Source organism: Veillonella criceti (assembly GCF_900460315.1).
Taxonomy (GTDB): domain Bacteria; phylum Bacillota; class Negativicutes; order Veillonellales; family Veillonellaceae; genus Veillonella_A; species Veillonella_A criceti.
Window position 1 is genome coordinate 1,066,567 of sequence record NZ_UHIO01000001.1, and the last position, 14,922, is coordinate 1,081,488.

Below are 14,922 nucleotides of genomic sequence, written 5' to 3' on the forward strand. Positions count from 1 at the left end.
AATCTAAATATCATCTTCTATTTCAGCAACATTACAAACACAGCCTAATAAAAGCACTTGTAAAACGATTTTTCAAAAAAATCTTTATCTAATTAATTATATAGTATAGTAGTCATTTGCACAACAAAAGGCTGCCTCTAAAATGCTCGTCTTGAAATACGCTTCAGAAAATCTGAAGTGTATGAGCACTTAGAAACAGCCTTTGTCTCAGAATATCCTCAACATACACCATAGTTTACAAGGTCATAAGCCAATCTCATGCGTGCTACCCCATATAGCAAACCCAACTAACTATAGGCTCCCTCGTATGGTGAGGATACTATACAATTGTGAAACCTTATTTACTAATCATCAACGACTGTACTAATTCTTCTAGCTTTTTAATACGTTCGTTTTGACTTTCATTTTGAGCTTTCAAGTCATCAATTTCAGTAGTTTGTTGTTCTACATATTCAATTAGACGACCTTTACTCATACCAGCATATGGATTCGATTCGCCAAACTTCATGCTCACGCCAAAGTTCATCATATCTTCGCCATTGCCTAACGTACCGCCTACACTAAACATAGTGTTTTCGTTTGGACGATAGAACGCACCTAATGCAACAGAGCTCGAACCGTGATACGTACCAACACCAGCCGTGAAATTCCACTTATTATCTGGATCATAATCGAGTGGATGTAACGCTGCTAAGGCTGCAAGACCGGCACCCGATTTATTAATCTTAGTATCTAATCGTGAAATTTGATGTGAGTTATTTTGTACTACATTCGCTACGCCACTAATTTGTTCAGATAAAGTTTCACGAACTTCAAATACTTGACCGGTTGTCGCCGCATAATTGCCATTTTCTTCTAATTCAACGGCTTCAACATTACTAATAATACCTGTGTTAGTAATTTTTACAGTATCACCAACAGTAATACTATTGCCTACTTTAAGATCTTTGTTCAAGGATAAAGTATATTCATTCTTGCCATCAGTCTTAGGCGCTATAATATTACCATCACCTTCTTTAATTGTTGTAGCACCAGCAATTTCAGTAATATTATCAATAATATTAGTAATTTTGCCATCCACAGCGTGAAGTTGATCTTCTGTAGCAGCACGACCTGATTCAAAAGTCTTGCCATCCCACTTCGTATTAGTTAAGCCTGTGATTGTACTATTAGCGATTTCCCCATCTTTTGGTTTCGTACCATCAATAACAATACCACCAATAGTGATTTTTTCATCAAGACTCACTTTTACGCCTTTAGTTGCATCAGCTTCATCAACTGGAGTTACTTTTACGCCGGTAACAGCATCGCCTTCAACTTTAGTAACAATGCCATTATCAGTGATGTTATTGACTTTTTCTTCTAAGTTTGTGACCTTACCTTCTACCTTAGTTACACGAGTGTTCAAGGTAGTAATATTAGAAGTATTATCTGTTACCTCTTTAACAAAAGCAGGATCTACACCAATCGTAATATCATTACCGGATTGTGTAACTTTAATCTTTTCGCCATCTTTAAAGTTAATGATTTCGTTCTTCTTAATAGAACGTTCACCTGCACCATTGACTTGAAGCTTCCAAACACCAGCTTCGCCAACTTGTGAGCTAATGTTGCTAATCGCTGTTTGTAATTGTTTTTCTGTAGCAGCACGGTTTTCAACGATACCAGCTTCAGGATTCCAATCAATATTTGTTAAGCCAGTAATATACCGACCTTCTACAGCTTTATCTGGTACATCTTTATCACCAACTTTTGGCATCGGTGTTTGTTTCCCAATGTAAATACCGCCAGTTAGGGTACCCTTTTCATCTGTAGTTCCGCCAATGCGCACACTACCGTCATCAGGAAGATTGATATTCTTAGCTAATTTAACGCGTAAGCCTATAATCTTGTTATCCTTAGAATCTACATCAGCTACTACACCAATGTTATTATCAGTTAAGGAATCTGTTGCTGCACCACCTTTAATATCTAGCCGTTCATTAAGTTTCTTAGCTACATATCGGTTAGTGCCATCTTTAAAGTCATCACCAGCAAACTTCATACCGTCATTGAGCGTAGCTACTTCGGTAACAATTGGCTTTCCATCGGCACCTTTTTCGCCAGTTTCATATACGATACGCGTGATAGTTTCACCATCTTTACCATCAACGCCTGGTGTGCCTTCTTTTACAGTAATCTCAGCAACAGCATTCTTACCTGGTGTACCATCAGCACCATCTTTGCCTTTTTCACCAATAATTGTAATAGTACCTTTTTCAGCATCCTCGCCTGGTTCGCCTGGTTTGCCTTCTTTACCTGGGTTACCAATAGTCACATCATTATTAAGCTTAAGATCATATACCTTCTTGCCATTAACTTCAGTTAAACCAAGTGTTAAACTACCTTCACCAACATACTTATCCTTAACAGCGGACGTACCATCAACTTTAAGCTCTGTATGATTACCGCCAACAGATGTCTTCACCTTACCAAGCTCGTCCAGTAACTGACCATAGTTAACTGCATCAGTATCTGCTGTACCTTCAGCTACATTAGTAATCCGTTGGTTACCATTATCTAAGCCTGTAGAGGATAGTTTTACCGCGCCTACTACTGGTTTTTCTACTGGATTTACAGCTGCATTATCTTTTGTATACGACTTGGATTGTTCATCATAAACAGCATCAGTTAAATCAGCATACCAGTTTCCATCTCGGCCTTTTACTAAGGCATTACCATCAGCATCTTTTGCAGTTTCTGTAAAAGCTACACTGCCATCATTTAGAGCTAAATTCTTAGCCAGTTTAACGCGTAAGCCTATAATCTTGTTATCCTTAGAATCTACATCAGCTACTACACCAATGTTATTATCAGTTAAGGAATCTGCTGCTGCACCACCTTTAATATCTAGCCGTTCATTAAGTTTCTTAGCTACATATCGGTTAGTGCCATCTTTAAAGTCATCACCAGCAAACTTCATACCGTCATTGAGCGTAGCTACTTCGGTAACAATTGGCTTTCCATCGGCACCTTTTTCGCCCGTTTCATATACGATACGTGTGATAGTTTCACCATCTTTACCATCAACGCCTGGTGTGCCTTCTTTTACAGTAATCTCAGCAACAGCATTCTTACCTGGTGTACCATCAGCACCATCTTTGCCTTTTTCACCAATAATTGTAATACTACCTGCTTCAGCATCCTCGCCTGGTTCGCCTGGTTTGCCTTCTTTACCTGGGCTACCAATAGTCACGTCATTATTAAGCTTAAGATCATATACCTTCTTGCCATTAACTTCAGTTAAACCAAGTGTTAAACTACCTTCACCAACATACTCATCTTTAACAGCGGACGTACCATCAACTTTAAGCTCTGTATGATTACCGCCAACAGATGTCTTCACCTTACCAAGCTCGTCCAGTAACTGACCATAGTTAACTGCATCAGTATCTGCTGTACCTTCAGCTACATTAGTAATCCGTTGGTTACCATTATCTAAGCCTGTAGAGGATAGTTTTACCGTGCCTACTACTGGTTTTTCTACTGGATTTACAGCTGCATTATCTTTTGTATAAGACTTGGATTGTTCATCATAAACAGCATCTGTTAAATCTGTGTACCAGTTTCCATCTTTGCCTTTTACTAAGGCATTACCATCAGCATCTTTTGCAGTTTCTGTAAAAGCTACACTGCCATCATTTAGAGCTAAATTCTTAGCCAGTTTAACGCGTAAGCCTATAATCTTGTTATCCTTAGAATCTACATCAGCTACTACACCAATGTTATTATCAGTTAAGGAATCTGCTGCTGCACCACCTTTAATATCTAGCCGTTCATTAAGTTTCTTAGCTACATATCGGTTAGTGCCATCTTTAAAGTCATCACCAGCAAACTTCATACCGTCATTGAGCGTAGCTACTTCGGTAACAATTGGCTTTCCATCGGCACCTTTTTCGCCCGTTTCATATACGATACGTGTGATAGTTTCACCATCTTTACCATCAACGCCTGGTGTGCCTTCTTTTACAGTAATCTCAGCAACAGCATTCTTACCTGGTGTACCATCAGCACCATCTTTGCCTTTTTCACCAATAATTGTAATACTACCTGCTTCAGCATCCTCGCCTGGTTCGCCTGGTTTGCCTTCTTTACCTGGGCTACCAATAGTCACGTCATTATTAAGCTTAAGATCATATACCTTCTTGCCATTAACTTCAGTTAAACCAAGTGTTAAACTACCTTCACCAACATACTTATCCTTAACAGCGGACGTACCATCAACTTTAAGCTCTGTATGATTACCGCCAACAGATGTCTTCACCTTACCAAGCTCGTCCAGTAACTGACCATAGTTAACTGCATCAGTATCTGCTGTACCTTCAGCTACATTAGTAATCCGTTGGTTACCATTATCTAAGCCTGTAGAGGATAGTTTTACCGTGCCTACTACTGGTTTTTCTACTGGATTTACAGCTGCATTATCTTTTGTATACGACTTGGATTGCTCATCGTATACAGCATCTGTTAAATCTGTGTACCAGTTTCCATCTTTGCCTTTTACTAATAAATTGCCATCAGCGTCAGTTCCTACTTCAGAGAAAGCTACACTACCGTCAGCCAGTTTAATGTTCTTAGCTAATTTAACAGTAAGTGTATCCGTGCCAGAAGCTACTATACCAATATTATTATCAGTCAGGTCTGAAACAGTTGCACCACCAACAATGTTTAATTGTTCACTAATACCTCTATGTAATACATCAGTTGCATCACCTTTAAAATTAAGACCTGCTTCACGTAATGCTTTTAATTGTGCTACGTTAACCGCATCAGTATCTTCTGTACCAGCTGCTACATTTGTAATTTGGCGAGTATCCGCTGCAGTACCTACTGATACTGCACCTAAGCCTGATAGATACGATGAAATAATAGCATTTCTAGCATCATAGCTCTTTGAAGTTTCAGCATAAGCTGTTTTAACCTCGGCTTGTAGTTGTTCATTTTCTTTATCAACTTCTAGGGCTGCACTTTTTTCACGATATACTGCTAATTTAGCTTTAAAATCGTCATCCGCTATCTTATATTCGTCATCCTTACCTAGATACTTAGCTATATCTTCTGCTTTACTAAAAGTAACGCCATCCACTGTATACCCAAAGGCCCCTGACTCTCTATCTACAACGGAATAAGCCCCTAAGGCAACGCCACTTTCAACATTCCCTTCAGAAGCATAGCCCAAGGCCATTGCTTTATCATTAAAAGCTTCTGTATAACCACCTAAAGCAATAGTATTTGTCCCTTTAGTTTTTGCATTATAGCCTATAGCTGTACCAAACCGACCTTCTTCTGTATTTGCCCAAGGGCCAATAGCAATAGAACGATACCCATTGGCCATTGTTTTATAACCTAATGCTGTTGTCATTTCACCATTAGCTTCTGTGCCTCTACCTACTGCTAAAGACCACCCACCATTAGCTTTAGTTTCACCACCAATAGCAATACTTCCACTTGTTGGTGCTTCTGCATACGTCCCTAAAGCCATACTGAAAGTATCTTCAGCTTTTGCTCGATTACCAAGAGCTATTGCGCCTGCTGCTATTGCCTTTGATGTATCACCAATAGAAACAGAACCACGACCTGTAGCCTTTGCTTCTGACCCCATCGCATTTGATTGGAAAGTCGCTGATGCTAAATTACCTACCGCTACACCACCTTGACCCGTAGCGGTTGCTTTAGATCCTATAGCAACAGAAAGACCACTTGCATCACTAGTTGAATCATTAATATCAAACGCATTTGCTCCATCACCAATAGCTACACTAAGACCTCTTGCTTTAGCATAATTACCAATAGCTACATCTGCTTGATTAGAATCGCCGGCTACTGTATTTTTACCAATAGCCACACTAAGGTCTGATGTTGCCACAGAGCTTACACCAATTACAATCCCTTTGCCATCAGTAATATTACTACCAATTACAATTGCATTGTCAGTACCAGCTGCTACATTAGAACCTAACGCTACTATATTAGCTGCACTAGCACTTGCATTAGGACCTATAGCAATAGAATCTTCTCCAACAGCACCTTTACTGTTTTTATTACCATCTAATTTAGAGTTGATAGATACATATTCAACTTCATTGGTAATAGTATTAGAAACTTGATTTATTTTAGTTGTCAACGCAGTATTCAACGCGTCTAATTGTTTAACATTGACTGCATCATACTCATCAGCACCACCAGCAACATTAGTTATGCGGCGACGATTAGCTTCTACTGTGTAATCGCCAATACTATATTTAGCATTCCCCACAGAAACTATGCCCTGCGCTTTATTAAATGCTTCTTTTGATAAATAAGCTTCTGTACTCACATCATCAGAAATATACGCTAACGAGTTATTCCCCAGTGCTACTGAATTATCTGAAGCAGCTCGTGAGTAGCTACCCAATGTAGCCGAGCGATTTACATCTGTTGTTCCATCTAATGAGCGAATAATCGAATATGTACCAATTGCTACAGAGTTCTCACCTGTTGTTCGTGTCCAATGACCTAATGCCATAGCATGCTTGCCCTCTGCATATGCTTGTTTACCAATAGCTGTTGCATAATGGTCTTTTGCCTTAGCTGCTACCCCAATAGCAATGGTATTTGTATCGTAGGTCTCGGCTCCTGAACCAATAGAGAGTGCTTGGTACCCAAATGATTTTGCGCCATGACCTACAGCAACAGAATTCATTTGCTCCTTGCCTTCTTCAGGATTTGTATCAGACTCAACTATTTCAATGCTATTATTAGGTATACCAACTTCTGGATCACTATCTCGTACCGCTCCAATATAAGTATTACGACCTAAAGCAGTACCATTAATTCCCGAACGCTCTATAGTTGAAAGATAGCCTAAACCAACTGAGTGATTTCCACTAATTGTACTAGCACTACCTATGGCCATTGAGCTATAACCGAACGCTCTAGCTGCAGTACCTATAGCCAAAGCACTATCAGCTGATGCACCTGTCTCACTTACTACACCAATGGCGATAGATTGTAAGCCTTTAGCCTTATTACCGTATCCCATAGCAAGTGCAACTTGTCCTGTAGTTTCATTTTCTTGACCAAAGGTATAACTATATGCAGCTGTCGATTTATTATTATTTCCTACAGCTAAGCTATTCAATCCACTAGCACTAGATCTTGGTCCAATAACCACAGCATCAGTAGCTCCCGCTATAGAGTTAAACCCTAATGCAACCGAGCGGTCTCCTATACTATTGGTTCCATGACCAATAGAAATTCCATCTTCATTCGCTACATTAGTAAGATGCCCTATAGCTACACCACTCAACGCACCTTTAGATACGGTAACGTCTGGCCCTATTGCAATAGAATCAGGTGCACCTGCTCCGGCAGGGTCATTGAACAATCCAAAGTTTCTTGCTACAGGGTCTAAATCCTGACCAGTAGTGTTCACATGGACATAACCACTGGGACCTTCCGCTACTTTTTCAACTTTAGTATTAAGAGCCTTAAACTGCGCCACGTTAACTGCATCAGTATCTTCTGTACCGGCAGCTACATTTGTGATTTGACGAGTTGCATATGCAGTACCTACCGAAACAGCGCCTAACCCAGATTTATACGCAGCACTTAATTTATTTCTCTCATCTACAATAGCATAAAGTTCATCTCTTGCTTTTACTGCCGCATTATACAAAGTCTTATCATCTGGATTAGCATCTGAGACAGCTTTTTTCTCCAACATCTCTTTTTGCTTATCTATTGCTTGTGCTGTTAATGCATTATATTCATCAACCTTACCTAAATAAGTTATAATATCTGCTTCACTTGTAAAAACAGTTCCATTTGGTACATAGCCATAACTTCCGCTTGCTCTATCAGCCATTGAAAATGAGCCTAGTGCAATAGACTGTTCAGCCTCAGCCCGTGCACTTGAACCTAAAGCAATAGCACGATCCGCTTTTGCCTTTGCGCTTGCCCCCATAGCTACACTACGAAGTCCAGAAGCCAACGAATTCGCACCTAATGAAGCTGAATTTACACCACTAGCTTCAGAAAAAAAGCCTAGGGCTATACTTCTATCACCAGAACCAATTGATCTCGTACCAATAGCGACACCTGAATCGCTTTCAGCGTGAGCCCTATCACCAATAGCAATAGAGCCTTCCTTTTTAGTCTCCGTATTACTTACTGCCTTATTACCAATAGCAATACCAGCATTACCATTAGCTGTTACACTTGTGCCTAAGGCAACTGCGGATTCTCCTAAAGCATTACTATTTTGACCATAAGCTACACTATAATTACCGGTAGCTATAGATTTCCAACCTACTGCTGTATTTCGTGCATTACCAGATGCATTTGCCTCAACACCGATAGCAACACTATGATTAGATGTTGTAGAAGAACTTACACCAATAACAATACCTTTACCATCAGTAATATTACTACCAATTACAATCGCATTGTCAATACTTGCTTTTACATTAGAACCTAAAGCTACTGTATTAGCTGCACTAGCACTTGCATCAGGACCAATTGCAATAGAATCAGTACCACTAGCGCCTGAGTTATCTTTATTACCTTCCACTTTCGAATTTATATCTACATACTCAACACCACTACTGGTACTTATTTTATTAGCAATACGCGCATCTACAGCTGTACTCAAAGCTTTTAACTGTTTAACATTAACTGCATCATAATCATCGGCACCACCGGCTAATCCAGTGATACGACGATGGTTAATTGGTGCAACATTATTCCCTAAATTTAGTTCAAAATTATTACCTATTGCAACAATACCATTATCAGCAGAGAATGTTTCGCCACTTAAATACGATGTATTAGCTACACCATCAGTAAATGCATAGGAATTATGACCTAAGGCTACTGAATTAGGCCCTCCAGCAAAACTAGTAAAACCAATAGCTACGCCATTATCATGCAAAGTATGTGCACCAGCACCAATGGCTACACCAGTAGGGCTAGTACTTGCAAAATTACCAATAGCAACCGAGTCATAACTTGGATTTACATTATATCCAATACCTACCATATAATTGTTTGAATTAGGGTCATCTACTTTACCAATATCACTACCAATCAAAATAGAACGCACACCATTACTGTATACACTATGCCCAATCCCAATAGAATTACTAGCAACGTTATCATTTTCATCTGTCAATTTTACATTGGTACCAATAGCTACAGCACCATTAGTTATAGATTCAGCACCCGCACCAATAGCAATAGTTGACCCTCCAAGTGCCTGAGCTAAAGTACCTATAGCAATATTCGCATACTCTTCCTCACTAGCATTAGCCCTATTACCAATAGCAATAGCTGATTTCCACTTTGCTACCGAATCAACACCTAACGCAATACCATCTCCTGTTCCTGATGTTGGCATAGCACTGCTCTTAGTATATAAATCTCTTGTCCAACCTTGTAACTCTGTGATTTGCTTATCTTGATTTGTAATCTGCTCTCCAAACTTCGCCACCACCGCATCATACACCGCTTGTTGATCCGCTGTTAAGTCAGCAGCCAAAAGTCCCCCTCCAGTATATAAAATAGAGGTTGTAGCTAATGTGGCTACTAAAAGTGCTCTTGATTTTTTGTCCATACTAACAGTCCCCTTTCGTGTTAACAGTTACTTTGTTTTTCCCTTCTTACCTAAATTTGTGTATTTTCTCTAAACTCTCCCATAGAATAAAGAAAACATACAAACTCCATTGCAAATCACTCATATCAAACATAACTATTCTGCACTTGTACCATTATAATGGCACATTTCTTAAATTAAATCAAATATTTTTAAATTTTTTATTTATTTTTTTATTTTATAATTATAATATTTTATATCGTTTATTTTCTTAATTTTTTATCTATTTTCAATATTTTATTAATAATGTGATTAATTTACCTCATACCCAACTATTAAGATGCGGATAAGAATATTTAATTATTATTCACTAATTTTATACTTTTTCATAATAAAGCAAAAAAGTGATGGTCACTTAAACCATCACTCATACTCCACTCTATTATTTATCTAATTTGTAGGCTATCCTAAGCCACAACTAAACTAAAAGTGACTTACTTAAGTATTTTATAAAAGTAAAGAGAAAGTAAAAAAGACGAACTCTCAATGTCTTGAAAGTTCGTCTTTTTTATGATTTGGTGGACGATGACAGGATCGAACTGCCGACATCCTGCTTGTAAGGCAGGCGCTCTCCCAGCTGAGCTAATCGTCCATATGTTGGTGACCCGTGGGGGAATCGAACCCCCGATACCGCCGTGAAAGGGCGGTGTCTTAACCGCTTGACCAACGGGCCAAAATGGTGACTCACCCGCGACTCGAACGCGGGACACCCTGATTAAAAGTCAGGTGCTCTGCCAACTGAGCTAGTGAGTCATGTAAAAAATGGCAGGGGTAAAAGGATTCGAACCTTTGAATGACGGAGTCAGAGTCCGTTGCCTTACCGCTTGGCGATACCCCTATCTATACAAAGGACCAAGCCTGTGTTAATAAAATGGCTCCCCGAGTAGGACTCGAACCTACGACCGATCGGTTAACAGCCGATTGCTCTACCGACTGAGCTATCGAGGAATGAAAGTGGAGCGGAAAACGAGATTCGAACTCGCGACCCCCGCCTTGGCAAGGCGGTGCTCTACCACTGAGCTATTTCCGCATTTCACAACAGAAACAATTCTACACCGTTAACGATATTTTGTCAAGATATTTTTTAACTTGACACCATTCAAAGTGTCTTGTCCCTGACCGCTTAATAATAATAACAGACATACCTAGTCTCTGTCAACACTTTTGTAAAAAAATATTGGCAAAATTTTTACATTTCAAACAGCGTAAACACATTAGGAATTGGTAAATCCATCGACCCAAGGCCTATCCCCTTTTTAGTAGCCGTATCGGCTTGTTCCATCATGGCCATAACCGTTTCTTGCATCATCGTTTCAGATGCTAAATCGTAGGAATTACTTTCAGATGTAGGATCAACTGTTTTAGCCGTAGGCATAACTGTATTTACTGTCAAAGTCTTAACCAAAGTAGCACCTGTCGGTGTAACTAGTTCACCTTTAACAGGTGTTACATAGGTAGGATAGCCTTCAAGTAACGCTGCCGTAGCCGGTGTGGGTATATCCATTAAGCCATGATCACACCGTACCTTGCCCTGTCCTACATGGAGCGGTGAAAAAATGATACCAGTTACCCCTAAATATTCTAAACAACACATAGTCCCTACGATATCTATGATACAATCAATGGCCCCCACTTCGTGGAAATGTACTTTTTCAAGAGTCGTTTCATGCACCTTAGCTTCAGCCTTACCTAAATTCAAAAAAGCGGCTAATGCCTTTTCCTTTACCCAAGGACTTAATGGTGCGCTTTCAATCAGCGCTTTAATTTCAGGATAATTGCGACGACCTTTATGGCTATGCCAAGTCAACGGATTAAACCAACGAGGCTTCGTATGATTAAGTAGCTTTACATCAAAATATGTACCTTTTACGCCCAATTTTTCATCAGACTCACAAAGATACTCAAAATCACTAAGTCCTAGTGGTTGTAGAGCTTCCTGTAAATAGGCAAAGGGTACCCCATAATCTAAAAGAGCCCCAATCATCATATTGCCACTTATGCCAGAAGTACAAAGACCATACAAATACTTACTCATACTCATTCCTCATCTCAAACTCTCATATTTCTCTAATTATACTAAAAATAAATCGCTATATATCAGAAATAAATCGCTATATATTAGAAATAAGTCACTCACATAATCATTCCTAAAATTAATATTAGCTATTAACAAGACTGGCAAACACGGTCTAGTATTTCCTGCGTGTTTGCCAGTAACTCACGTACCTATATAACTAACGACTCATCTAAATAATTCTTAACGACCATCTTGGCGTTTATTACCAGGACCATCTTCGGCCACAGTTACAGTAGCTTCACCAAAAGTTTTCATATCATTTAGCATGTGAAGGGCTGCATCTACAACAGATAAGCCCATAACAGAGCCTAAGGCTTCATCCATTTCAAGATTATAATATAAATAAGGACTAATCCCTAAAAATTTCATCTGTGCTTTGTGAACGGGTTCATTATAAGCTGCAGACTGGAACACAAAATCCATAACAGACGGATTAATAGCACGCGCTACTAATAGAGCAGCACCTGTTACTGCATTGTCAAAGACAACGGCTAAGCGATTAACAGCGGCGCCTAAATAAAAGCCTACCATAGCCGCTATTTCAAGCGAACCTACATGTTGAAGCACGACTAATGGCTGTGCTGGACTTAATTCATAACGGGCTAAGGTAGCGGTCAAGCGCTCTGCTTTTTCTTGAATAGACAACGTGCATTCATTATCCGTTAACAATTCTGTCATTGGATATTGTGTAATGGCAGCTGTCACCGCTAAAGCACTTAATAAAGCCCGTTCGCCTACATTACCAAGAGCAACGGCCTGAACACCTTTATTGGCTAGCTCTTCAGCCATAGCAAACCCTACTTCTAAGGCTTTCTCCATAGTTTCTACTGTCATAGCCGGTCCTTTACCAAAGAACTTAGCACCATTGGCTACTTTTTTATTACTGACACCTGCTACGGTATCAGTAGCCTGTTCCAAGCCCACATCTACCGTATATACAGTGGCGTCTAGTTTTTTAGCGGCCGCTTCCGTAGCACTATGGCCACTGCCAAGACGGGTTACTGCTCGTAAACTTTCTTCACCCTTCGTCAGATTTTGCTTGCCATCAACCGCTGTATCACCAGCAAAAACGATAACACCATTTTTAATATGGTTTGGTTGTTCCACATTATAAATGCCTGCCAAACGAACAGCAATTTTCTCTAATTGTGCCAAACTATAAATTGGCTTAGTTAAATTATCTACGCGAAGTTGGCATGCCTCCATGCACGCTTCGTTTAATGGTTGAATCGTAAACTCTCTCATGCCTGGTGCCCTCCTTCTAATTCTTGATACATGCGAATGGCTAAGTCTAACATCCCCATCTGAATAGAGCCACCTGAGGCTTCACCTAAACAAAGCCCAAGATTAACATACGCTTCTAAGCCTAACGTTTTTAAGGCTTGTACATGTGCTTTTTCAGCCGATAAATGAGACGCCATTACATAGTCCATACTAGCTGGTGCCATTGTATGAGCCACTAAGGCACAGGCTGTTGTATTAAAACCATCAATAATAACCATAGCATGAGCAGCCGCAGCCCCTAATATAATACCCGTAATGCAAGCAAACTCTAAGCCTCCTACGGAATGTAAAATACCAAGGCCATCGTTTTGATCAATATCGGCATATTTTACCAATGCATCATGAACGACCTTTTGTTTTACTTTTAGACGTTCGTCTGAAATATTTGTACCACGACCAGTCGCCTGTTCAGCCGTAATACCGGCAAATTTGGCGGTCATAACCGCACTTGCCGTAGTATTAGCAATGCCCATTTCACCAACAAGGAATACATTATATCCTTCTGCTACCTTTTCATTGACGAGAGCAATCCCTACTTCCATGGCTTTAATACATTCTTCTTTGGTCATGGCTGGTTCTTTTAAAAAGTTACGTGTGCCCATCCGAATTTTATTGTGGCGTAAGCCTGGCACCCAAGTCATATCCGCTTTGATTCCTACGTCCACGACTTCCATATCAGTACCACAATAGTTGCCTAATGCATTCGCACCTGCTCCTTTAGGAATTAAATAATTTTGCGTCATGCCTACGGTTACATCAATAGGATAGGCGCTTACGCCCATTTCAGCCACACCATGATCAGCCGCTGCAATAATCATGCACCGCTTAGGAATTGTTGGCGATACTTGCCGTGTTACCATGGCATATTGTTTTACCATATCCACTAATTTACCATAGCTACCATAGGGTGTTTCCCGATCCCATACCGCTTGTACTGCTTCCCCAATACTCGTATCCTTAGGGGTAATTTTTTTACAAGTCTCTTCAAATAAGCCCATCATATCCTCCTATAAGTGGGAAAAGTCATCGCGAATTGTTTTGGCGATTTTCAAATACGTCTCTAGTGTATCATCATCTGAGGTCAAAAGTAAATTTTTAATATGTAATATTTGCTCTTCTAATTGTGATAATGCTCTCACCACTTCTTGGCGATTACTCGTAATAATTTCACGCCACATAGCTGGATTGCCACCAGCTACCCGCGTAATATCTCTGAAACCACCGGCTGCCAGCCGAAGGCGCAAAGCACCGTGCGCATCACCACCTGCTAAAGTTGCAATCATAGCGGCTACTGTATGAGGCATATGGCTCACCGTCGCCATAAAACCATCATGATCCTTCATCGCAATTTGTTCTACACGGCCGCCTAAATATTCACCCATAGCAACGAGTTCTTGGGCGCCCGCTTCACTCCAACTCGGCTCAGACTCATCAGTTAATACAATCCAAGTGCAACCTTTAAATAAATCGGCCTGTGCCATAGCATAACCGCCTTTTTCAGAACCAGCCATGGGATGAATCGATACAAAATGAGCTCCCATCGGTATATATTGTTTCACTGTACGAGCAAAATTAACCTTTGTACTGGACACATCAGTTATAAGAGTGCGAGGCTGTATATAAGGAGCTAACTCCTCAAACAGCCTCGCATTTGTGTCAGGTGGTAAGGCGAATACTAATATATCGGCCTGCTCCACCACTGCTCGAGCTTCCGTATACGCTGCCTTAACAACCCCATCCGCCATAGCCTGAGCGCCTATATGTGAGCGCCGTGCATACCCGATTACCTCATAATCGGGATGCAACGCCAATCCTTTTGCTAATGAACCACCTAATAGACCAAGTCCAATAATTCCTACTGTCCGTTTCATAACGTTCTTCCTTCCTTGAG

At 40.2% G+C, this 14,922-nt stretch carries 5 protein-coding genes and 6 tRNA genes; all 11 read right to left on the bottom strand.

From position 1 onward, the window contains the following. Window positions 1-337 precede the first annotated feature (337 nt). Window positions 338-9,631, bottom strand: coding sequence for a YadA-like family protein (locus DYE54_RS04830; protein ID WP_115310182.1), 9,294 nt, complete (start codon window positions 9,629-9,631; stop codon window positions 338-340). A gap of 555 nt (window positions 9,632-10,186) precedes the next feature. Beyond that, a tRNA-Val gene (locus DYE54_RS04835) sits at window positions 10,187-10,262 on the bottom strand. A 6-nt stretch (window positions 10,263-10,268) separates the two neighbouring features. Then, a tRNA-Glu gene (locus tag DYE54_RS04840) sits at window positions 10,269-10,343 on the bottom strand. A 4-nt stretch (window positions 10,344-10,347) separates the two neighbouring features. Further along, window positions 10,348-10,423, bottom strand: a tRNA-Lys gene (locus DYE54_RS04845). A gap of 10 nt (window positions 10,424-10,433) precedes the next feature. Further along, window positions 10,434-10,508: transfer RNA gene (locus tag DYE54_RS04850), tRNA-Gln, on the bottom strand. A gap of 34 nt (window positions 10,509-10,542) precedes the next feature. Further along, window positions 10,543-10,618, bottom strand: a tRNA-Asn gene (locus tag DYE54_RS04855). A 7-nt stretch (window positions 10,619-10,625) separates the two neighbouring features. Continuing rightward, window positions 10,626-10,700 (bottom strand) — tRNA-Gly (locus DYE54_RS04860). A 159-nt stretch (window positions 10,701-10,859) separates the two neighbouring features. Continuing rightward, the gene (gene larC / locus DYE54_RS04865; protein ID WP_172460563.1) at window positions 10,860-11,705 is read right to left on the bottom strand and encodes a nickel pincer cofactor biosynthesis protein LarC; all 846 of its coding nucleotides are present in this window, start codon (window positions 11,703-11,705) and stop codon (window positions 10,860-10,862) included. Window positions 11,706-11,927: 222 nt separating this feature from the next. Next, on the bottom strand, window positions 11,928-12,992 hold the full coding sequence (locus DYE54_RS04870; RefSeq protein WP_115310184.1) for a nicotinate-nucleotide--dimethylbenzimidazole phosphoribosyltransferase: 1,065 nt from the start codon (window positions 12,990-12,992) through the stop codon (window positions 11,928-11,930). Beyond that, on the bottom strand, window positions 12,989-14,029 hold the full coding sequence (cobT, locus tag DYE54_RS04875) for a nicotinate-nucleotide--dimethylbenzimidazole phosphoribosyltransferase (RefSeq protein ID WP_115310185.1): 1,041 nt from the start codon (window positions 14,027-14,029) through the stop codon (window positions 12,989-12,991). Before cobT ends, DYE54_RS04870 begins: the two co-directional genes overlap by 4 nt. Before the next feature lie 9 nt (window positions 14,030-14,038). After that, window positions 14,039-14,902, bottom strand: a complete 864-nt coding sequence (locus DYE54_RS04880; RefSeq protein ID WP_115310186.1) for a prephenate dehydrogenase — start codon at window positions 14,900-14,902, stop codon at window positions 14,039-14,041. Window positions 14,903-14,922: the final 20 nt, after the last annotated feature.